The organism is Roseinatronobacter sp., assembly GCF_051859525.1.
In the GTDB taxonomy this organism is placed as follows: Bacteria; Pseudomonadota; Alphaproteobacteria; order Rhodobacterales; family Rhodobacteraceae; genus Roseinatronobacter.
The window spans coordinates 96,560-118,986 of the sequence record NZ_JBHYFM010000008.1; the positions used below are offsets into that span (position 1 = coordinate 96,560).

At 61.0% G+C, this 22,427-nt stretch carries 19 protein-coding genes; 4 read left to right on the forward strand and 15 right to left on the reverse strand.

All coding sequences use genetic code 11. The features are described from left to right. Window positions 1–11: 11 nt before the first annotated feature. Window positions 12–728 carry a FadR/GntR family transcriptional regulator gene (locus tag ACTIE1_RS08975; RefSeq protein WP_439561525.1) on the reverse strand — a complete coding sequence of 239 codons (717 nt, stop codon included), beginning with the start codon at window positions 726–728 and terminating at the stop codon, window positions 12–14. Further along, the gene (locus tag ACTIE1_RS08980; protein ID WP_439561526.1) at window positions 725–2,161 is read right to left on the reverse strand and encodes an FAD-binding oxidoreductase; all 1,437 of its coding nucleotides are present in this window, start codon (window positions 2,159–2,161) and stop codon (window positions 725–727) included. Before ACTIE1_RS08980 ends, ACTIE1_RS08975 begins: the two co-directional genes overlap by 4 nt. Window positions 2,162–2,278: 117 nt before the next feature. On the opposite strand from ACTIE1_RS08980, the gene denD reads away from it, so the two are divergent. Together denD and ACTIE1_RS08990 are read left to right on the forward strand one after the other, a co-directional pair. Next, entirely contained in the window at window positions 2,279–3,262 is a 984-nt protein-coding gene (gene denD, locus ACTIE1_RS08985) for a D-erythronate dehydrogenase (protein ID WP_439561527.1), read from the forward strand. Further along, entirely contained in the window at window positions 3,259–4,137 is an 879-nt protein-coding gene (locus ACTIE1_RS08990) for an NAD(P)-dependent oxidoreductase (RefSeq protein WP_439561528.1), read from the forward strand. Before denD ends, ACTIE1_RS08990 begins: the two co-directional genes overlap by 4 nt. Window positions 4,138–4,175: 38 nt before the next feature. Here ACTIE1_RS08990 and ACTIE1_RS08995 read toward each other — a convergent pair whose 3' ends face one another. Beyond that, window positions 4,176–5,783, reverse strand: coding sequence for a BCCT family transporter (locus ACTIE1_RS08995; RefSeq protein WP_439561529.1), 1,608 nt, complete (start codon window positions 5,781–5,783; stop codon window positions 4,176–4,178). 263 nt (window positions 5,784–6,046) lie between these two features. Beyond that, window positions 6,047–7,561 carry an L-piperidine-6-carboxylate dehydrogenase gene (amaB, locus tag ACTIE1_RS09000; RefSeq protein ID WP_439561530.1) on the reverse strand — a complete coding sequence of 505 codons (1,515 nt, stop codon included), beginning with the start codon at window positions 7,559–7,561 and terminating at the stop codon, window positions 6,047–6,049. Window positions 7,562–7,734: 173 nt separating this feature from the next. On the opposite strand from amaB, the gene ACTIE1_RS09005 reads away from it, so the two are divergent. Beyond that, a complete protein-coding gene (locus ACTIE1_RS09005; RefSeq protein WP_439561531.1) occupies window positions 7,735–8,613 on the forward strand; it encodes a LysR family transcriptional regulator in 879 nt (292 codons plus the stop codon). 153 nt (window positions 8,614–8,766) lie between these two features. On the opposite strand, the gene ACTIE1_RS09010 is transcribed toward ACTIE1_RS09005, so the two are convergent. The 8 genes from ACTIE1_RS09010 to ACTIE1_RS09045 all read right to left on the reverse strand — a co-directional run bounded on the left by ACTIE1_RS09010 (window position 8,767) and on the right by ACTIE1_RS09045 (window position 17,649). Further along, window positions 8,767–10,044: an NAD(P)/FAD-dependent oxidoreductase gene (locus ACTIE1_RS09010; RefSeq protein ID WP_439561532.1), complete on the reverse strand. Its 1,278-nt coding sequence runs from the start codon at window positions 10,042–10,044 to the stop codon at window positions 8,767–8,769. A gap of 111 nt (window positions 10,045–10,155) precedes the next feature. Beyond that, a complete protein-coding gene (locus ACTIE1_RS09015; protein ID WP_439561533.1) occupies window positions 10,156–11,814 on the reverse strand; it encodes a Na/Pi cotransporter family protein in 1,659 nt (552 codons plus the stop codon). 45 nt (window positions 11,815–11,859) lie between these two features. Next, window positions 11,860–12,657, reverse strand: a complete 798-nt coding sequence (locus tag ACTIE1_RS09020; protein ID WP_439561534.1) for a phosphodiesterase — start codon at window positions 12,655–12,657, stop codon at window positions 11,860–11,862. Window positions 12,658–12,660: 3 nt separating this feature from the next. After that, window positions 12,661–13,491: a carbohydrate ABC transporter permease gene (locus ACTIE1_RS09025; RefSeq protein WP_439561564.1), complete on the reverse strand. Its 831-nt coding sequence runs from the start codon at window positions 13,489–13,491 to the stop codon at window positions 12,661–12,663. 38 nt (window positions 13,492–13,529) lie between these two features. Continuing rightward, window positions 13,530–14,423, reverse strand: a complete 894-nt coding sequence (locus ACTIE1_RS09030; RefSeq protein WP_439561535.1) for a carbohydrate ABC transporter permease — start codon at window positions 14,421–14,423, stop codon at window positions 13,530–13,532. Window positions 14,424–14,512: 89 nt separating this feature from the next. Further along, a complete protein-coding gene (locus ACTIE1_RS09035; protein WP_439561536.1) occupies window positions 14,513–15,778 on the reverse strand; it encodes an ABC transporter substrate-binding protein in 1,266 nt (421 codons plus the stop codon). A gap of 60 nt (window positions 15,779–15,838) precedes the next feature. Further along, entirely contained in the window at window positions 15,839–16,870 is a 1,032-nt protein-coding gene (locus tag ACTIE1_RS09040; protein WP_439561537.1) for an ABC transporter ATP-binding protein, read from the reverse strand. Further along, the gene (locus tag ACTIE1_RS09045) at window positions 16,867–17,649 is read right to left on the reverse strand and encodes a DeoR/GlpR family DNA-binding transcription regulator (protein WP_439561538.1); all 783 of its coding nucleotides are present in this window, start codon (window positions 17,647–17,649) and stop codon (window positions 16,867–16,869) included. Before ACTIE1_RS09045 ends, ACTIE1_RS09040 begins: the two co-directional genes overlap by 4 nt. Before the next feature lie 250 nt (window positions 17,650–17,899). On the opposite strand from ACTIE1_RS09045, the gene ACTIE1_RS09050 reads away from it, so the two are divergent. Continuing rightward, a complete protein-coding gene (locus ACTIE1_RS09050; RefSeq protein WP_439561539.1) occupies window positions 17,900–18,784 on the forward strand; it encodes an HAD-IIA family hydrolase in 885 nt (294 codons plus the stop codon). A 13-nt stretch (window positions 18,785–18,797) separates the two neighbouring features. Here the strand turns inward: ACTIE1_RS09050 and ACTIE1_RS09055 are convergent, their stop codons facing one another. The 3 genes from ACTIE1_RS09055 to pstA are packed head-to-tail and all read right to left on the reverse strand — an operon-like array spanning window position 18,798 to window position 22,414. After that, a complete protein-coding gene (locus ACTIE1_RS09055) occupies window positions 18,798–19,838 on the reverse strand; it encodes an ATP-binding protein (protein ID WP_439561540.1) in 1,041 nt (346 codons plus the stop codon). A 7-nt stretch (window positions 19,839–19,845) separates the two neighbouring features. Then, window positions 19,846–20,655 carry a phosphate ABC transporter ATP-binding protein PstB gene (pstB, locus tag ACTIE1_RS09060; protein ID WP_439561541.1) on the reverse strand — a complete coding sequence of 270 codons (810 nt, stop codon included), beginning with the start codon at window positions 20,653–20,655 and terminating at the stop codon, window positions 19,846–19,848. Between the two features lie 10 nt (window positions 20,656–20,665). Continuing rightward, window positions 20,666–22,414: a phosphate ABC transporter permease PstA gene (gene pstA, locus ACTIE1_RS09065; protein WP_439561542.1), complete on the reverse strand. Its 1,749-nt coding sequence runs from the start codon at window positions 22,412–22,414 to the stop codon at window positions 20,666–20,668. Between the last annotated feature and the right edge of the window lie 13 nt (window positions 22,415–22,427).

Sequence of the window (22,427 nt, forward strand, 5' to 3'; positions counted from 1 at the left end):
AGGGATGGGCGTCAGTCAAACATCTCCAACCGCAAGCCCACGCGCTGCGCGCCACCTTCCAGATGGGTGCGCATTGCGGCGCGTGCGGCCCGCGCATCACCTGCCGCAACCGCGTCGGAAATTGCGGCATGTTCGCGTCTGGTCTGGGCATGCAGCGCATCCAGCGGAATTTCCGCGCGTGCGGCCAATATGACATGGGCAATCCGGTCTGAAATGGCCGTCAGAAACTGCACGAAATACGGATTTCCCGTTGCCTGCGCCAGCGCGCGGTGAAATTCCAGATCTGCCGCAACCGAACTGTCAGCGCTGTCTTCCGGTTCGTCAAACCGTGCCAATGCGGCCCTGATCCGCACCAGATCGGCGGCACTGCGATGACGCGCGGCCAGGGCTGCGGCCTCCACCTCCAGGGGGGCGCGCAACTGGAACAGGTGCTGGAACGCGCGGCTGTCCATATCTTGCGGGGCGTCCAGACGGATCGGGCGTGCAGCCATATCGGCCACAAACGCGCCAGCGCCCTGACGGGTTTCCACCAGCCCTTCGTTGCGCAACTGCGCAATCGCTTCGCGGATAACCGCGCGGCTGACGCCGAAATCACGCGCCAGTTGCGCTTCGGTCGGCAGGCGCGCGCCGGTTGTCAGACCATCCGCTTCGATCTGCGCCAGAAGGTGGGCTGCAATGCGCGTGGAAAGCTGCGTGTTGCGCGCGAAACCGGACATTGCCGCACTCATTCCCCCGCCCCCAGCGCCAACTGACAATTCGGGTTCATCACCTGCGCGGGATCGATCGCACGCCGGATCGCCACCAGCACATCGCGCTGCGTGTCCGGCAGGGCGTCCTGAAAATCCGCGCGCTTCAGGCGTCCGATGCCATGTTCGGCACTGATGGACCCGTCAAAGCGTGCCAACACCTGATAGATCAGCTTCTTCGCAGCCTCGATCTGGTGGTCTGCATCGCCTTCGGGGGCGGGCAGCACGTTCAGATGCACATTGCCATCGCCCACATGCCCGTAGGACACGCACACGGCCCCCGGCAGCGCGGCTGTGACCGCCGCTTCGGCAGCTTGCACAAATTCCGGCAGGCGCGACAAGGGCACCGACACATCGGTGCGCAAATGCCGCCCGCGCCGCGCCTGCCCTTCATTCATCCCCTCGCGGATCAGCCACAGGCCCTGCGCCTGCATCTGGGATTGCGCGATCACCCCGTCGCGCACCAGCCCTTCGGAAAACGCCAGTTCCAAAAACCGCTCCATCAGGGTGGCCACATCGACCAGCCCGGACCCGGACAGTTCCATCAACACATAGGCGGGGGCATCTGTGGCCATGGGTATGGTCAAATCCGGCATGGCCTCTTGCGCCAGTGTGAACGCCAGCGGCGGCATGAATTCAAACGCCGACATCAGGTCGCAGCACTGGCGGCGGGCCAGCCGGAACAGGGCCATCGCATCTTCCAGCCGGTCCAGCGCCAGCAGCGCGGTTGCGGTTTGTTCGGGCAGCGGGCCAAGTTTCAGCGTGGCCGCCGTGATCACACCCAGCGTGCCCTCGGCCCCGATGAAAAGCTGTTTCAGGTCAATACCGCGATTGTCCTTGCGCAAGCGTGACCGCAAATCCAGCACGCGCCCGTCCGGCAGCACCACTTCCAGACCCAACACCAGATCGCGCGTCATGCCATAACGCAGCACATTCAGCCCGCCCGCATTGGTGGACAGGTTGCCGCCAATCTGGCAACTGCCCTGCGCACCCAGCGCCAGCGGGAAAAACAGCCCCGCTTGGGCCAGATTGTCCTTCACGGCTTGCAGCACAACGCCGGCCTCCACCTCGGCGGTGAAATCATCGGCATCGATGCGGCGGATGCGGTTCATCCGTTCCAGACTAAGCACCACCTGCCGCGCGGGCGTATCGGGCACAGCGCCCAACACCAGCCCCGTGCGCCCCCCTTGCGGCACAACGCCCAATCCCATGGCAGCGGCTGCACGCATGCACGCCGACACCTGTGCCGTGTCGCGCGGGCGCAGCACGGCCAGCGCGTCCGATTGCACATCGCCATGCCAGTCGCGGCAATAGGGGGCCATGTCAGGGCCGGATAAAACCAGATCCGCAGCGAGTTCTGCGCCAAGGGTGTCTTGCAACCCCTGCAACAAGGATGTGTCAGGCGTGTTTGTCATATGGAGTGCTTCCGGCAATGGGCAATTTGTTCTTTGCATTCTATATATGTCAGGTTATCAGACAAATTAAGATGAAGGCAAGCGCACCAAACCGCGCATATGACGAAGGACAAGAACATGCACATTCTGATAACGGGTGCCGCCGGAATGGTCGGGCGCAAGCTGACAGAACGGCTGGTGGCAGATGGCGCATTGGGCGGGCAGGCGGTATCACGCCTGACCCTTGCCGATGTTGTGGCCCCGACAGCCCCCGCAAATTTCGGCGGACAGGTGGCCTGCATCGCGGCCGATCTGGAACACCCCGACACCCCCGCGCAGCTGATCGCCACAAGCCCGGATGTCGTGTTCCATCTGGCCGCCATAGTCTCGGGCGAGGCAGAGCAGGATTTCGACAAGGGCTACCGCATCAATCTTGACGCCACGCGCGGGTTGTTCGATGCCATACGGCTGGCGCATATGGCGGACGGGTATATGCCGCGCGTGGTGTTTGCATCGTCAATCGCGGTGGTGGGCGCGCCCCTGCCGCACCCCATTCCGGATGATTTTCACTGCACGCCCCTGACCAGCTATGGCACGCAAAAGGCAATTTGCGAATTGCTGCTGGCGGATTACACGCGGCGCGGGTTTATGGACGCCATCGGCATCCGGTTGCCCACGATCTGCATTCGCCCCGGTGCCCCCAACAAGGCCGCATCCGGTTTCTTTTCCAGCATCCTGCGCGAACCGCTGATCGGACAGCCCGCCATTCTGCCCGTCCCCGATACAATCCGCCACTGGCATGCATCGCCGCGCGCAGCAGTGGGGTTCATGCTGCATGGTGCCACGATGGACCTGTCGGCCCTTGGCGCCAGACGCAACCTGTCAATGCCCGGCCTGAGTGCCACCGTCGCCGAGCAGATTGAAGCCCTGCGCCGTGTTGCGGGCGACAAGGCTGTGGCGCTTATCAGGCATGAACCCGATGAAATGATCACCCGCATGTGCGAAGGCTGGGCCACCGGGTTTGACGCCACACGCGCGCAGTCCTTGGGTTTCACCGCCGAGAAAACCTTTGACGAGATTATCCGCACCCATATCGAGGATGAACTCGGGGGCCAACTATGACCCGCCAACAAATCGCATTTCTGGGAACGGGGCTGATGGGCGCGCCCATGGTGCGGCGCCTGCTGGGCGCGGGATTCGCTGTGCGGGTCTGGAACCGCGACAGCGCCAAGGCGCAGGCCCTTGTCGCAGATGGCGCAGAACTGGCCGATACCCCCGCGCTGGCCGTGGCGGGTGCAGGGGTAGTGTTCACCATGCTGTCGGACGGGCCAGCGGTGGAAGATGTGCTGTTTGCACGCGGCACAGCGGCACATCTGGCGGCGGGGGCTGTTGTGGTGGACACATCCTCCATCGCGCCGGATCAGGCGCGCGATCATGCCGCGCGGCTGGCCGCGCAAGGCACCCCGCATGTGGATTGTCCGGTGTCAGGGGGCGTGGCCGGTGCAGAGGCGGGCACATTGGCGCTGATGGCGGGCGGTGCGGGGGACGTCATTGACCGGCTTGCGCCCGTGTTCGCGCCCTTGGGGCGGGTCACACATGTCGGCCCGTCAGGCGCAGGGCAGGTGTGCAAACTGGCCAACCAACAGATTGTCGCCATCACCATTGCCGCCGTCGCCGAAGCCATGGTTCTGGTCGAGGCAGGCGGCGCGGATCGCGCGAAGTTCCGGCAGGCCATTCGCGGCGGCTTTGCCGAAAGCCGCATACTGGACTTGCATGGCGGGCGCATGGTCGCGCGCGACTTCACCCCCGGTGGGCCTGCGCGGTTGCATCTGAAGGATTTGCGCGCCGTGGCCGCATTGGCGCAGGCGCAGGGACTGACCCTGCCCCAGACCGAAGCGGTGCAGCGGGCGTTTGCAGATTTCGTGGCAAGTGGCGGCGGCGAGGCCGACCACAGCGCCCTGTTGCTGCATCTGGAATCCATGAACCCCCGCACATGACATGCGGGGGCCGTTCATATTCTGGTTCACAAACCCATCTAGGTGTTCTTGATATCCGGCGGCCTGCCCACCTTCACCCCGGAAATGTTTTCGGCCAGAAGCGCCTTTAGCAAGGCAAACATCATTGCAAACACAAGGATGAAGATCGGCAGCCCGACCACGGTAATCACCTGTTGCAGGGCCACCAGACCCGCCTCGCCTGCCAGCACGATCAGCATTGCGGCAACCGCGCCTTCCGACACACCCCAGAACACCCTTTGGCGCACAGGGCCGGGTTCCGTGTCACCGGTGCACAGCATATCGACGACCAAAGACGCCGAATCCGATGATGTGGCGAAGAAGATTGCCACGATCACCACCGCCAGACCCTGAATCAACTGGGTGGCGGGGTAATTCTCGAAAAACGCGAACATCGCGAATTCGGGGCCACGGCCCACAGCTTCGGCAATCTGGCCGGCATTTGCGCCCAAAGCTTCGCGCGCGACCTCGCCGATGCCGTCAATCTCCATCGCGGACCAGCCGAAGATTGCGAACCAGACCAGTGTGAACAGGGACGGCGCAAGCAGCACACCCAGCACGAATTCCCGAATGGTGCGCCCTTTGGAAATACGCGCCACAAAAATGCCGATGAACGGGGACCATGTAACCGTCCATGCCCAGTAAAAGACCGTCCAGCCCCCTTGCCAGCCCCAACCGTCGTCATTGGTATAGCTGGCCATCATGTCATTCCAGAAGGCCATCGGGAAAATATTGGTCGCATAAATGCCCGCTGTCTCAATAATGCCGCGCAGCAGGAACACTGTTGATCCGGTGACCAGCACGAACAACATCAACCCTGTGGCCATGCCGATATTGATATTCGACAGAACCTTGACGCCCTTATCCAGCCCCACCACGATAGATGTGGTGGCAACTGCCGTCAGCACAACAATGATAAGAACCTTGCTGAATACGCTGTCGGGCACGCCCATCAATTCTGACAGACCGGCGTTGATCTGGCTTGTGCCAAGCCCGATGGAAACGGCCACACCAAACAGCGTGCCCAGAATGGCGGCGATGTCGATGGCCTTGCCGACAGGGCCGTAAATTCCGTCTTTCAGGAACGGATAGAACACCGAACTGACCCTGACCGGCAGATCATAGCGATAGATGAAATAGGCAAATGCCAGCCCCGGAAGGGTGAAGATCGTCCAGGTATGCAAGCCCAGATGATACAGCGAAAAGCCCATCGCCTCGCGCGCTGCCTCAACAGAATGGGGTTCGGTCTCGGCATAGGGCGGGGATGCGAAATGCAGGATCGGTTCCGCCACGCCCCAGAACATCAGCACCGTCCCGATACCGCCTGCAAACAGCATCGTGAACCATGACAGGTTTGAATAGTCAGGCTTGCTGTCTGCCGGACCAAGCCGGATATTGCCGAAGCGGCTGAAGGCAATCCAGATCAGAAAGATCAGCCAGACATTGACCCCCAGAATAAAAAACCAACCCAGATTGGTGACGACCCAAGAACGCGCATCAGCGAAGAAATCGCCAATCGCTTCTGGTGCGATCACCAGCGCCAGCAGGAATACAATCATCAATCCGGCGGACCAGAAGAAGATTGTGACATTCGTGCGCAACCCTAATTGATGAGCAAGCCTCTCCATGAAAGTTCCTTTCTGATCCGTGCCGGCCATGGGGCGGCGGTGTCAAATTGGCCCACGCGGCACAGGGTTTGCCGGCGGGAATGCTGCGCGTGACGCGCGGTGCATGGGTCTGATAGACAAGCGTTGCAGGTCTGCCTGCTTCATGCAAGGAAAAATCTTTTCAAGCTATTAGACGGCCCGCACGCGACAGGCGCAAAACTGACCGCAAAAACCCCGCCGCGTCGGCAACGCGGCAGGGCAACAAAAAACACCGGCACGAACGATCAGATATCGAAGACAACGCCTTGCGCCAGTGGCAGTTCGCGCGAATAGTTGATCGTGTTGGTTGCACGGCGCATATAGCCTTTCCATGCGTCTGACCCGCTTTCGCGCCCGCCGCCGGTTTCCTTCTCGCCGCCGAAGGCACCGCCAATTTCCGCACCCGATGTGCCGATATTGACATTGGCAATGCCACAATCCGACCCCGCCGCCGACAGGAAGGTTTCCGCCTCTCTCAGATCGGTCGTGAAGATTGACGATGACAGGCCCGCGCCCACGGCGTTTTGCTGCGCAATCGCATCCTCAAGATCGGTATAGCGCATGACATACAGGATGGGCGCGAATGTTTCATCCAGCACAGGGCCGGTCTGCGCGGGCATTTCGACCAGTGCAGGGCGCACATAATAGGCGCTGTCAGGGGCAACGTCGGAAACCCGTTCACCGCCATGAACCGTGCCACCCGCCGCGCGCGCCGCATCCAGCGCGGCGGCCATCGCGTCGAATGCGGCGCGGTCCACCAACGGGCCAACCAGCGCCTGCGTGGTTAACGGGTTGCCGATGGTGACGGATTCATATGCCTTGACCAGCCCCGGCACCAGCGCGTCATAAACACTGTCATGCACGAACAGCCGCCGCATGGATGTGCAGCGCTGGCCCGCTGTGCCCATGGCCCCGAACGCAATGGCGCGCAGCGCCATGTCCATATCCGCAGACGGGCAGACAATGCCCGCATTGTTGCCGCCCAGTTCCAGAATGGAACGCCCGAACCGCGCAGCCACACGCGGCCCCACCTGCCGCCCCATACGGGTTGACCCTGTGGCCGACACCAGCGCCACGCGCGGGTCATCCACCAAAGCCTCGCCCGTGTCGCGCCCGCCGATGACAACCTGCGCAAGCCCCGCAGGCGCATCGCCAAAGCGCGCGATCGCGCGGTCCAGAACGGCCTGACTGGCCAAGGCGGTCAGCGGCGATTTTTCCGATGGTTTCCACACGACCGGATTGCCGCAAACCAACGCCAGTGCCGTATTCCATGACCACACGGCGACCGGAAAATTGAACGCCGAAATCACGCCCACTACGCCCAGCGGGTGCCATGTTTCCATCATCCGGTGGCCGGGGCGTTCGGTGGCAATGGTCAGCCCATATAACTGGCGCGACAGGCCCACGGCAAAATCACAAATGTCGATCATTTCCTGAACCTCGCCTGCCCCTTCGGACGGGCTTTTGCCTGCCTCGATGGAAACAAGGCGGCCCAGATCATCCTTCGCGGCGCGCAATTCCTCGCCAAACAGGCGCACCAACTCGCCGCGGCGCGGGGCCGGGAAATTGCGCCAGTCACGGAATGCGGCGGCTGCGCGGTCAATCGCGGCCGTGACGCCATCTGCGTCCTGCTGCGGCAACAGGGCAATCTGTTCGCCCGTAACTGGCGAAAAGCTGGCCAATGTGCCGCCGGTATACGCGGCGGGGTCGACGCCGAAACGGGCCAAAATCTCTTTGGTGGTTTGTGAAATATCGATCATGTCATGTCCTTTTCGCTCAAAGCAGGCGGCGCAGGGGCGCAGCGGATCACATCCCGCAGCGTCTGTGGTCGCCGCATAATATCATCAGCTTGCCAGATCCTTGCATCATATCTATAGAACATCAAGTTGCGTATGAAACGTGCAGTTTGCACCTGACTTGATGCGAGACGGGAATGAAGTTAAGCCGCAGCCAGCTGCCCGACCTTGCGGCGCTGCAAGCATTTGAAGCGGCGGCGCGGCATGGCAGCTTTACGCGCGCCGCACTGGAATTGAACCTGACGCAAAGCGCTGTCAGCCGGCAGATCAAGGATCTGGAAACCCAGCTGGGTATCGCGCTGTTTGAACGCGTGCGCCAGCGCATCGTCTTGTCGACCGCAGGCCAGCGACTGCGCCCCGAAATCGAGCGCCTGCTGGCGGGGCTGGAGCATCTGTCCCTGCGCGCCGCCAGCGGGCGCGACGTCACCGGACATCTGAGCATTGTGACCTTGCCCACCTTCGGCAGCCGCTGGCTGATACCGCGCCTGCCGGATTTTCTGGCGGCACATCCGGGGTTGCAGGTCAGTGTAACGGCGCGTCAGGGTGCGTTTGACCTGACAGAAGCGGGCATTGATCTGGCCATTCATTACGGCAAGCCCGTATGGCCGGGGGCAAGCTGCACCTATCTGTGCGCCGAAACAATGCTGGCTGTCGCCGCGCCCGCTGTCGTGACGGGCAACACATTGCCCGATAACCTGACATTGCTGCATCTTGAAACCCGTCCAATGCTGTGGCCGGAATGGCTGGGCGCGCAGGGCCAGCCGGTGGCGCGCGGTTTTCAGGGGCACCGTTTTGACCAGATTTCGCTGTTGATAGAGGCTGCTCTGGCAGGGATCGGGGCAGCCTTGTTGCCCAGCTACCTGATCGAGCGTGAATTGCAGGCGGGCGATCTGCGCGCCTTGACGGGCGGGTCGCTGCAAACAGATACGGCCTATTGGGTGGTGATACCCGATGCCAGCGCGTCGGACCCTGTTCCACTGGCCTTTCGTGACTGGATCAACGGGCAGGTTCGCTAGGGCGTGTTGCGCAAAAGTGGGAACCGGTTTTGCGCATAAAAACATGCAGAAACAATAACCTGTCAGCCGGAACTGCCAGCCCCCCGCATAACGGGGTGTTTTCTCCTGATCCGACACCGCCCCAAGGCGGATTCGCAGCATCGCGCGACGAATCTACAGGCGCGCATCGGCCATATGGAAGGCCTGCGCACCAAATTCATAGAACGCCCCTTTCAGGTGGCGCAGGGGCGTATCTTGCGGCTGGGTGGGCGGCAAGGGCAAGTCTTCATTCCCGCCCAGCAACCACATGGCAAGCGCGCGCCCGAATGCCGTGCCCGGCGCAATGCCCCGCCCGTTATAGCCGCAAACACACACCACACCGTCCGCCAGTTCGTGAAATCGGGGCAGGTGGTCATTGGTCATTCCGATGGTGCCGTGCCATTCATACTGGAAATCCACCGCGCCCAGTTGCGGGAATATCCGCGCCATGGCCCGCCGCGCCCACGCCCGATGAACCTGCGCACCACCATAGCGCAGCGCGCCCACAGACCCGAAGACCAGCCGGTTCTGCTGATCCATCCGGAACGATGTCAGCACTTGCCGTGTGTCCCATGCCCCTTGGCGCTGCGGCAGCACGGATTGGGCCAGCGCATCGGGCAGTGGCGAGGTGGCCAGATTGAAATACGGCAGGAACACCTGCTGTGTCCGGATCTGCGGCATAAGGTGGCGCGTATAGGCATCGGTTGCAAAGACCACCTTTTGCGCCGTGACCGCGCCCTGCGGTGTTGTGACCTGCCAGCCGCCGCCATCGGCGCGCATGCCAATCGCGGGCGCGCCGGTAAAAATACGCGCGCCCTGCCCGATTGCAGCTGCCGCCAGCCCGCGCACATACGCCAGCGGCTGAAGTGTCCCTGCACGTTTGTCCAGCAAGGCCGCCTGATACCGCGTTGTGCCCAGCCGCGCGGCAGTGGCGGGGCGGTCCAGCAATTCCACGGGTGCCCCCCGCCGCACCCACTGCGCGTGGCGCCGGGTCAGTTCCGTCACCCCTGCGCGGTCTGGGGCTGCATGCAATGTGCCTGCCTGCGTGGCTTCGCATGCGATGTCGTAGCGCGCGATAATGTCCCATACCAGTGACGGCGCGTCGCCAAGAAACGCGATCAAACGCTCGCCCCGGTCTGCGCCCAAGGTCGCGACCAGCGCATCAGGCATCACCCACATGCCCGCATTGACCAGCCCGACATTGCGCCCTGATGCCCCAAACCCGATATCCACCGCTTCCAGAACAACAACATCACTGCCCTGCCCGGCAAGATGCAGCGCTGTTGACAGCCCCGTATAGCCGCCGCCCACAACAACGACATCCGCCTGCGCCGCGCCAGTCAGGGGCTGCGTTGCGGGCGCGGGGGGTGCTGTTGCGTCCCATAGTCCATGACTGCGCGGGTCGCCTTGCATGACTGGGCCTTCCCCTCTGGTCTGCGTGTCAAACATACCGATACTGTGGCGGAACCTGCGACAATTCCAGCGCTGAGTGGGTCTGACATCATTCCTGGACGGAATACAGGGCTATGCGCCGGTCAGGCGACTGTCCAGCAACTCGCCGCGTTTGCTAAGCAAGGGATACCCGATCATCGCAAAGGATGTGTTCAGCGATTTGAACGCGCGCAGAAGTTCCAGATGGATCGCGCTGGTTTCAATGGATTCGGTCAATCCCTGACGCAGGCGTTCCAGATGGCGCGATTGCAGGTCGCGGGCGATATTGCGGACCTTTTCCTTCTCCTCGACCAGTTCGCGGGCAAGGCCCACATCCTCGGACATCAGAACAGCGATACCTTGCTGCACGTTGCGCAGGACAATATCGTGAAAATCTGCCAGCTCGCGCCAGCCATCCTCCGAGAAGTTCAGGCTTTCCAGCGACTTCCTGCGTGCAAGCTCGACCGCCTTGCGTGCAATCATATCCGCGCCCGCTTCCAGATTGATGGCTGTCGCGGATAATTCAAACGCACGGGTGCCAATATCCTCTTCGCCCTCGCGGTTGCGCACTTTTGCAAGATACATGCGCACCTCCAGTGACCGGCGTTCCACACGATCAAGGGCATCTTGCAGCTTCTGCGCAGACACATCGTCAAAATTCTCGAACAAGGGCAGAACCTGCCGCATCATGGTTTCTATCCGGCTGCCCATATCCACCAGTTCGCGCACGGCGCAGGCATATGCGCGGGCGGGCTGGTCCTGCACTGCCGGATCAAGCGAACTGCTGTGCAGTTCAGCCGCATTGGGGTTCGGCGCTTCCTGAACCAGCAGCGCTGTCATGCGTGTAATCGGCCCGACCAGCGGCAGGCACACTGCCAGCAGCACGGCATTGAACAACAGGTGCAAATGCAGCGCCTGCGCCCCCGCATCCGCGCCCAGCAGGTGAACGGGTATCTGCCCCGCGACGATGGCCCAAAGCACCAGAACCGCGCCCCCGCCGCGCAGCACAAGATTGGCCCAGATGACCCTGCGCACCGCCACATCCGATTTCAGCGTCAGCAAGAACGCAATCATGGCCCCGCCAAGATTGGCCCCCAGAACCATGGCAAAGGCCGCAACTGGTGGCAGTGCCCCTTGCGCGGCCAATGTCGCAAATAACAGCACTGCGGCAACGCTGGAATGCACCAGCCACGCGAAGGCCGCCGCCAGCAAAAAGGCGCTTATGGGATCATTGGCCAGATACAGCATGACGCCCCGCGCACCTGCGCTGTCGACCAGCGGCAGGCTGGCCTCGCGGATCAGGTCCAGCGACAGGAACACCAGCGCCAGCCCGATCATGATGCGCCCGATCTGGCGCAACCGTCTGCGTGAACTGCGCAGGAATATCAGGACACCGCCCAGTAACAGAATGGGCGTAACGCCCACCAGCCGCGAATTCAGGATCAGCGCAACCACCGCCGAGCCCAGATCGGCCCCCAGCACAATGGCCATCCCTGCCAAACTGCCAATCGCGCCCGCAGACACGAAACCGGCCATCAGCATGGCCACCGCGGTGGAGCTTTGCAGCAGCACCGCCGCCCCCGCCCCGCTGGCCGCCGCGGCGAAGCGGTTTGACGTGGATCTGCGCAACCACAGGCGCAATTGTCCGCCAAAGGCGCGTTCAAACCCCGTGCGCACCAACCGCACAGCCCAGATCAGCAGCGCTGCCGCGCCGGCCATGTTCAGAATAAAAAGAATGGGCGAGGTTTCCATGATATCCCGCTGGAAAAAGAAGTCCTTACCTTGATAGGCAAGGCACTAGAAGTCAAACGGGCCGTCCCCCATGAACAGCGGCTGTGCTGTCCAGCTGTCGTCAGGTCCGGTGTCCAAAAGGGCGTATCCAGTGGGGCCGGTCAGGAACCCCACACGCGCGTCAGTGCGTCTATCAAGGGCGAATGCGCTGCACAAGGACGGCGCGGTCACAACGCGGTGCGCGCCAATCCGGCCAAGGTAAACCCCATGCACATGCCCCGACACAAACGTGACCGGCTGGCAATTCGCGGGAATGGCGGCGGCCAGATCGTTGGTATTTTCCAGCCCGATATTGTCCATGAACCGGATGCCGGTGCGCAAGGGCGGGTGGTGCAGCGCCACAACCAGCGCCCGACCGCCCGCGCCTTGCAAGGCGTGGTTCAAGAATTCCAGACTGTCCGGCAGCAACCGCCCCGCGCCCTGCCCTTCGACCAGCGTATCAAGCCCGATCAGGCGGGTATCGGGCAGGTCCACGACCCAATCCACCAGCCCGGACGCGGGCATCCCGACCTGCCCCCCGAATGCTGCGCGAAACGCGCCACGGCTGTCATGGTTGCCCGGCACGGCATAGACAGGCAAACCAAACCGCGCCAGTTCATGCCGCGCCAGTTCATAGCTTTCCGCGCTGCCATCGTCGCTGATGTCACCTGTCACCAGAACCCCGTCCAGCGGGCCAATGGCGGGCATCTGTGCAAGTATCCGGTCCACGCCCGCGTGCAAGATCGCGCCGGTATCCAGCACACCGGAACACAATGATCCCGGCGCCATGACATGCAGGTCGGTCAGTTGCAGAAAACGCGCCATGATCTACTTGATCCCCGCGCGCAGGAAGGCCTGCACAAACTGGCGCTGGAACAGCAAAAACGCAATCAACAGCGGCGCAATCGACATGATGGTCGCGGCCGAGATGACCGAGATATTCACCCCGCTTTCGGGCGCACCAAACAGTGACAGCCCGACGGTCAGCGGACGTGTCGTCTCGGAATTGGTGACAATAAGGGGCCACAGAAAATTGTTCCAATGCGTGGACACCGACACCAGCGCATAGGCCAGATAGGTGGGCTTGGCCGATGGCACATAGACGCGCCACAACACACCAAACCAGCTGCACCCTTCAATGCGCGCGGCCTCGTCCAGTTCCTTGGGCACACTTTTGAACGCCTGCCGCATCAGGAAAATCCCGAACGCACTGGCCCAATAGGGCGTGCCGATCCCGAACACAGTGTCAAACATGCCCAGCCGCGACACCATGGCGTAATTCTCGACGATCAGCACCTCTGGCAGGATGAAAAGCTGCAATAAAACGATGATGAACAGCACATCCCGCCCCGGAAACTGGAACTGCGCAAACGCATAGCCTGCCAGCGTGGTCACCACCAACTGCCCGGCAAGCACAACAGTCACCAGCAGGAACGTATTAAAGAAATACCGCAACCACGGCGCCCCGTTCCAGGCAGTGCGGAAATTGTCCAGCGTCCATGCACCCGCAAGGTTGAAATTCACCGCATCCGATGTGGAGTGGAACGCCGCCCACACGGCAAACAGCAGCGGTGCAATCCACACGATGGCAAGGGTCCACGCCCCGAACGTGTCCAGCGCCAAAGTCAGGCGGGGCCGGAAGCTGCGCTTGGGGGCCATGACATATAGGGGTGTCTGACCGGATTTAACTGCATCGCTCATTGGTAATGTGTCCTGCGGTCCAGAATGATGAACTTGATCGCTGCGGTAATACCCAGCACGGCCAGCACCATGACCGTCAGCGCAGCCGCCTGCGGCCTGTCAAAATAGGAGAATGCCAGTTCCCAGATGTAGTACAGCACCAGTTTCGACGCATCCGACGGCCCGCCCTTGGTCAATATGAACAAATGATCAATCAGTTTCACGGAATTGATCAGGGCATTGACGGCCACGAAAATGGTGGTGGGCATCAGCAGTGGCAGCACAATCCGGCGGGTATAGGTCCAGCGGCTGGCCCCTTCGATATCGGCAGCTTCCTTCAGGTCCGGCGGAATTGTTTGCAGCGCCGCCAGATAGAAGATCATGAAGAAACCGGCCTCTTTCCAGATGGTCACGATGATCACCGCCCAAAGTGCGGTTTCCGGACGCCCCAGCCAGTTGACGGACCCGAACCCGAACAACGCGCCAATCTGGTCCAGCACCCCAAGGCCCGGCGTATAGAAGAACAGCCAGATATTCGCCGCCGCGATCATCGGCAGGATTGTGGGCGTGAAAAAGGCGGTGCGCACAAAACCGCGTGCGGGAATCTTGGAATTGGCCCAAAGCGCCATGGCCAGCGCGATGATGATCGACACAGGAATTGTCACCCCCGCATAGATCAGGTTGTTGACGACAACTTTGGAAAAGGTGGGGTCGGCAAACAGCAGGTCGTAATTGCCCGCGCCCACAAATTCCGACGGGTTGCGCCGTGTGCCCCGCGAAAACAGGCTTGACCAGAAGGTCATCGCGGACGGGATGAACGCAAACAAAGACAGCAGGATCAGCGCAGGCGACAGCAGCATCCAGCCATACATGATGCGGCGGCGGCGCTCGTATCTTGCAAGATCATTCATGCTATGACTCCGGACGAAAACCGCACCCGCTGGGCGCTGGCAGGACAAAGCGACGGGGGGCGCAACTTGCGCCCCCCATCAGGGGAGGATTAGCGGTAAGGGGTCAGAAGCCGGTCGGCGATGGCTTGCGCCTGTGCCAGTGCATCCGCAGGCGCGGCAGAACCTGTCAGTGCGGACTGGATTGCCGTGTTCAGCGCATCACGCACCCGCGCCCCTTCATAGGTGGACAGTTCCGCCACCGAATACTCCAGCTGGTCGCGTGCGACAATCGCGGGCGGGAAATCTTCGGCATAGGCGCGCAGCACATCCGTTTCATAGGCCGCAGGGCTGACACCCACATAGCCTGTGGCAATCGACCATTGCGCGGCGCGCTCCGGATCGGTCAGGAACCGGATCAGCGTCAGGGCAGCGCGATATTCGTCATCGCTGGCCCCTTCAAACAGATAGAAGTTGCCGCCCCCTGTGGGGGAACCGGGACGCACCTTCTCGGGCAGCATGGCAACGCCGAAATCGAAGCTGGCCTCATCGCGCACAGCGGTCAGGTTGCCGGTGGTGTGCCACATCATCGCGGTCTGCCCCTCCAGGAACGCCTGACGCAATGTGCCCCATTCGACTGTCCCCGATGGCATGATGTCATGCTCTGCCGACAGTGAAACCCAGTATTCCAGCGCCTCCACCACGGCGGGGTCGTCGAAATATGTCTCGGTGCCGTCACCGTTCATCAACTCCATCCCGTTCTGCGTGGCCAGCGCCTGAAACATCCAGTAAGGATAGCCGGTGGACGGGATCATGATGCCGTAAGGGCCGGTTTCGCGCAGCGCCAGTCCCATGCTGACCAACTCGTCCCAGTTGGCGGGCGGCGCTTCCGGATCAAGGCCCGCTGCGCTGAACATGTCCTTGTTGTAATAGGCCACGATGGTCGAGCGCTGGAACGGTACGCCCCATGTCTGCCCGTCGATCTGGCCGTTTGCCATCAGGCCCGGATAGAAGCTGTCCAGCCATGCGCGTTCTTCATCGGTTTCCAGAACATCATCGAAAGGAATGATCATTTCCTGTTCAATCAGATCCAGCGCATCGATGGAAAACAGCACCGACAACGGGGCCGAGTCGCCCGATGAAATCGCCGACAGAACCCGCACGCGGGTGTCATCATAATTGCCTGCATAGATGGAATTGACGCGTATTTCCGGGTGGGCCTCGTGGAATTCGGCAATCAGCCCGTCGACCACCTGCGTCAGCGCACCGCCGACAGCAATGGGGTAATACATGGTCAGTTCGGTTTGTGCGCTGGCAGGCAGCGCAGTCAGTGCTGTCGCACCGGCCAGCAGCGTGGCAGTCAGGGTATGGCGTGTCATGGTAGTTCCTCCCTTTGGGTTGAATGTATCACCGCCACAAGGCGTGGCAGCGAAATGGGGCTAACGCGGCAGTCTGTAGCCCGTGTTCTTGTCAAACGCGTGAAGGTTCGCCAGATCAAACGTCAGGCCGGCCGCCTCCCCGACCGATCTGCGCACTTCGCCCGGCAGGCGCACTGTCAATCCGCTTGTGCCGGGGACATCGAAGCTCAGGAACGTCTCGGACCCCATATACTCGCAATGGGTGATCACCGCCTGCAACAGGCCCTCGCCTGCCTGTGTCAGGTCCAGATGTTCGGGCCGGACGCCATACACCGCATCCAGTCCGGCACTGGCCAGTCCGGCAGGCATAATTTCTGCATCTATGAAGGCCATGGGCGGGCTGCCGACAAAGCCCGCGACGAAGGTACTGGCGGGGGTTTCATACAGCTCGACCGGTTTGCCCGCCTGCTCGATCCGGCCTTCCTTCATCAGCACGACCATATCGGCCATGCTCATGGCTTCGGTCTGGTCATGGGTGACATAGATCACCGTCATCCCCAGATCGCGCTGCAACTTCTTGATGTCACGCCGCACGGAATGGCGCAGTTTCGCGTCCAGATTGGACAGGGGTTCATCCATCAGGCACAGCGGATGGCCCGCAACAATGGCGCGCGCCAGCGCAACCCGCTGGCGCTGGCCGCCCGAAATCTGGCCGGGTTTGCGCTTTTCCAATCCGGTCAGGCCGGTCATTTCCAGTGCCTCGGCCAGCTTCTTGCGCTGCTCGGCACGGGGCACACGGCGCACTTTCAGGCCGAACAGCACATTTTCCGCCACGTCCAGATGCGGAAACAGCGCGTAGGACTGGAAAACCATCGACAAGCCACGCTCGGCGGCAGGGCTGGCGGTTACGTCGCGCCCGCCGATGATAATTCTGCCACTGTCAGGCACTTCCAGCCCCGCCAGCAGGCGCAGCGTGGTCGACTTGCCGCACCCAGACGGACCCAGCAACGCCACAAAGGACCCGCGCGGAATGGACAGTGAAATATCCTCGACCCCAAGCTGGCCGTTCCAGCGCTTTTCAACGCTTTCGACATGAACGAAAGGGTCAGTCATTCCATCTCTCTTTCTTCTGAAAACACAATCCGGTCCCCCAGAGCCTCGATCAGCGGTGCGAAGGGTGCGGCGGGCGGGCGGTCACAGATCACATGGTCCACTTCTGTGATGGCGCAGCCAATGGACGGGGCATGGCGCCCGAATTTGCTGCGGTCGATCACCAGAACCGATGTTTGCGCATTCTGGCGCATCCGTTCCGATGCGCGCACCTCGGCCTGATGAAATTCCGACAGGCCGCCATCAATATCGACACCGGCGGTACCGAACACCGCATATTCAGCGCGGTAACGACCAAAGAAAGACACCACTTCTTCACCGATGAAATCACGGTCGGGCAGCCGCAATTCCCCCCCCGGCAGGATGATCCTGTTCGAGACTTCCTCGCTCAGGGTCATGGCCGCGCTCAGGTTGTTCGTAATGACGGTCAATTCGCGGCGACGATGCAAGGCGCGCGCCACACTCAGCGCGGTTGACCCGATAGACAGAAACAGCGTTGCGCCATCAGGGATCATTCCTGCGGCCACCTCGGCAATGGCGCGCTTGCCCACAAGATTGGTGCCCGCGCGCTGGTCAAACGGCGTGTTCAGCCGGTCCTCGGCCAGCTCAATGCGCCCGTGGACGCGGCGCATGGTGCCATCGTCGCATAACGTGTCCAGATCGCGGCGGATGGTCTGCATGGAAACGCCCAGCATGTCCGCCAGCGCACCCACGCTGATGCCGCCGCGTTCCTGAACAACCTGCTGGATAAGGTCGCACCGTCTGATTTTCTTTGACGCCATGATAACCCTGTTGCTTTGTTGCAAACAATACATATGCAAAACAACAAAGCAACAAAATTTGATGCCGAAATGCGCAATTTTCCGAAAACACGTCCGGAAAAGGGTGTTTCATAAAGATTTTACGACCGCCAAGCCGAATAACGCAGCAGAAGAACAACCCATTTTGTCTTTTTGTTGCTTTTTCTTTTCATCTTGATGCAGAACCGCTATGACAGCAGGAACCAGCGAACCAAGAAGGCACGTCGCGCGCATGAATGATGTATCAGGCATTTTTAACCGTTATGAGACAATCCGCCATCGCATGCCGCAAGCCCGATTTGGCACCGCCACCGGCAAGCTGGACTCGCTGATGGACATTGCGCAGGATGCCGATGCCTTCGTCTTTGACGCTTATGGCGTTCTGAATATTGGCGAAACCCCTATTGCAGGCGCGGCGCAGCGGCTGGACCAGTTGCGCGCAGCAGGCAAGGAAATTCGCATTCTGTCGAATGCCGCCAGTTACAGCCATCCGGCCGCCGTTGAAAAATTTGCCAAATTGGGCATGAACGTCACCCCGAACGAGATTGTCACAAGTCGTGACGCGGCAATTTCCGGCCTTGGGGCTGGGCTTTGGGGCTGCATCACCGCCCCGCATGACGACCTTGCCGATATTGATGCCAGGGTTTGCAGGCTGGACAAGAGCCCGCTTGATTATGATCGGGTGGACAGTTTTCTGTTTCTGTCCTCGGCGGTGTGGACAGACACGCATCAGGACATCCTGACACACAGCCTGCGCCGGAACCCGCGTCCGGTCATCGTTGCGAATGCCGATCTGGTGGCCCCGCGCGAAGGGGGGTTTTCGCTGGAGCCGGGACATTATGCGCATCTTCTGGCCGATGCCGGCCTTGGGAAAATGACCTTTTTCGGCAAACCCTTTCCACAGGTCCACCAGATGATCGAAGCCACCTTGCCAGACACCCCACGCGACCGGATTGTCATGTGCGGCGACACGCTTCATACCGACATTCTTGGCGCTGCCGCGCGCGGGTGGCGCACTGTTCTGGTCACCCGTGACGGGCTGTTCGCAGGAACAGACACGGATGTATACTGCAAACGCAGCGCCATATATCCGGACTGGCGGACCGAACGCATTTGAACACTGACGCAGCCTATATGCGATGGGCGCAGGGCAGCACCGCATCAAATATCGTCCCTTCGCCCTGTGCAGACCGTATCAAAAGCCTGCCACGATGCCTGCTCAGAATATGTTTGACAATCGCCAGCCCCAGCCCTGTGCCACCGCTGTCGCGGGATCGCGCCTTGTCCACACGGTAAAAGCGTTCGGTCAGACGCGGAATGTGGACGGGATCGATACCTTCGCCATAATCACGGATACTGACACGCAAAACCGGCCCGTCAAACCCCGGCATGGCGGCCATTTGCTGCGCTGACAATTCTATCCGGCCACCACTGGACCCGTATTTCAGCGCATTCTCGATAAGGTTGTGAAACACCTGAACAAGCTGGTCATAATCGCCGGGGATATCATCAAGGGTGTCGGGCACCTGATAGGACACCACAAGCTGGGCGGCTTCAATCTGGGGGCGCAGCGCCGCCAGCGTGGCTTTCAGAACCATGTCTATCGAAACGGGCGTGCGCGGGCGTATCTTTTCCGCGGCTTCAACGCGGCTAAGGGACAAAAGATCCGCAACAAGACCTGTCATACGCTCGGACTGGCTGGCCATGATGGCCAGAAATTCTGCGCGCGCAACCGGATCATCACCTGCCGGTCCCTGCAATGTCTCTATAAACCCCGAAAGCACCGTCAAAGGAGAGCGCAACTCGTGGCTGACATTGGCCACGAAGTCGCGGCGCTGCGCTTCGGCCGCTTCAATGTCGGACACATCGCCCAAGGACAGCACAACCGTGCCATCCCCGACATGGCGTGCGATCACATGCCACACTGTTTCCCGACTGCCCGAGCTGGACGTGAAATTCGCGCTGCCCTGCTGCGCACCATCCAGTACCCGTTCCAGCATTCCGGCAACTTCCGGCTGGCGCAGATGGGCGCGGATTTGCGCGCCCGCAATGCGCGCGCCAAACAGGTCTGTAGCAGGCGGGTTTGCCTTCACAACGCTGCCTGCCATATCAACCAGCAAAACCGGATGTGGCAGGGCCGCGATCAGCGCAGTGGTCGCCGCGTCATACATGACACTGTTATCCGAACCGGCCTGTCACATAGTCATTCGTTCGTGACTTCTGCGGGTTGGTGAAAACCGTGTCCGTGTCCCCGTATTCGATCAACCGGCCCAGATACATGAACGCGGTATTGTCCGAGACCCGCGCGGCCTGTGCCATCGAATGCGTCACCATGACAATGGAATAGGTGCCCTTCAGTTCTTCGATCAGTTCCTCAATGCGGGCTGTGGCGATGGGGTCAAGGGCGGAACAGGGTTCATCCATCAACAGCACTTCGGGGTCCGATGCGACGGCGCGCGCGATGCACAAGCGTTGTTGCTGCCCACCCGACAGGCCCAGCGCGCTTTCCTGCAGACGGTCCTTCACCTCTTTCCACAGGGCGGCCTGTTGCAGCGCGCGTTCTACTGTTTCATCAAGGATGGATTTCTTGGTGATCCCATCAACACGCAACGGATAGGTAATGTTGTCATAGATCGACATGGCAAAAGGGTTGGGCTTCTGAAACACCATGCCCATGCGTTTGCGCAGCGCGATCACATCAACGCCACGCGCGTAAATGTTGAACCCGTCAACAGTGATCTGGCCTTCGATCTTCAGCCCGTCCACCAGATCATTCATCCGGTTCAGACAGCGCAGCAATGTCGACTTGCCACATCCTGACGGGCCGATCAGTGCAGTCACCTGCCCTTTCTGCACTTCAAGATTGCAGTCAAACAGGGCCTGCGATTCACCGTACCACAGGTTGAAATCCTTGATATCCAACGCAGGGCCATCGGGGCTTTTCTTGACGTGATAGGCGGTCGGTTCAAATTCTATGGTGTCGTTCATGTCTGCAGCCTCAGAACTGGCCAGTTGCGTATTTGCGCTTCAGGCGATTGCGGATGATGATGGCAGTGGCGTTCATGGCGACAATCAGCGCCAGCAACAGCAACGTGGTTACGAAAACCATGGGCTTGCCGGCTTCCGAATTGCGCGACTGGAACCCCACATCGAAGATATGGAACCCCAGATGCATGAAGCTGCGATCAAGGTGAATGAAGGGATAGAACCCGTCGATAGGCAAGGCTGGGGCTAGTTTCACAACCCCCACCAACATCAGGGGTGCCACCTCGCCCGCGCCGCGCGCCATGGCCAGAATCATGCCGGTCATGATACCCGGCAACGCCTTGGGCAGCACCACATAGCGGATGGTCTGCCATTTCGACGCCCCGCAGGCCAGTGACCCTTCGCGCATGGAACGCGGCACAGCCGCCAGCGCTTCCTCGGTCGCCACAATCACGACAGGCACGGTCAGCAGCGCCAGCGTCAGCGACGCCCACAGAATGCCCCCCTTGCCGAATGTCGGGTTGGGCAGGCTTTCGGGATAGAACAACTGGTCAATCGTGCCGCCCATTGTGTAGGCAAAGAACCCCAGACCGAACACGCCATAAACAATAGACGGAACACCGGCCAGATTGTTGACGGATATGCGAACAATCGACGTCACCCGCCCCTGTTTGGCATATTCGCGCAGGTATAGCGCCGTAATCACACCGAACGGGGCCACGAAAACCACCATCAGCAGTGTCATGGCGACCGTCCCGAAGATGGCGGGCAGAACACCGCCTTGGGTGTTCGCCTCGCGCGGTTCGGCGGACACAAATTCCCACCAGCGCGATACATAAATACCGATCTTGTCGGCGATCCCGATTGTGTTGGCAGGGTAATAGCGCACGATCTGGCTGATTTCGGGGGTGATCTGGCGGCCACCCACCTCTTCCAGCGTGACGGTATAGCGGCGGTCATTTGCGCGAATCTCATTCACGCGGGCCTGCAATTCCTGAAATTCCGCCTGCAATTCGGCAATCCGCGCCTGCGAGTCCGCCACACTGGCCGCTGCCGCCTCCTCGCCCTGACGCAACATCGCGCGGCGCTGGTTCAGACGTTCGCGTTCGATCTGGAAGTTCAGCGCGCCAATTTCACGGCGTTCAAGATTGCGGATTTCCGTAAAGCGCTGGCGAGCGGCGCGCTGTTCGCGCCTTAGCACATTCGCATCATAGGCCATTTCCTGCCCGTCGATGGTCATGCTGGCAATACGCCCCACGAACACGCCCCATGTCTGGCGCTCGAAATAGTAGAAATCCTCGGGGCGGGTGACATTCGCGGTCTCGAAATCCGCAACCCATTGAAAGTCATCGCCGTAAATGTCGAAATTCGCGGTTTGATACAGGGTGCGGTAGGCAAAGCCGTCATTGTCCTCGACCTCGGCGCGCTGGTCTTCGGACAGGCGCGGCAGGTCGGGCCGAAAGATGGTGCCGCGCCGTTCCACACCGGCGATCACCGTGCCGTCCGTCAGTTCCACACGGTCGATGGGTTTGGGCCAGAAGGTGGTTGCGCCGTTATACAGCACCACCATCAAAAAACCGGCAATCAGAATGATCCCCAGCGCCAGCGCGCCGCCGAACCCCCACAGCGCAGGTTCCCCCAGCGCCGACAGGTCTGCGGAATAGCGCCTGCGGTTGCGCGGCTTCACTGCGTCGCGCGCGGCAATACCAGCAAGTCCGGCAGCACCGGAAGCAGGTGGTTGTTGTTCGTTCAAGCTGGTCATATCTATCCCCAAG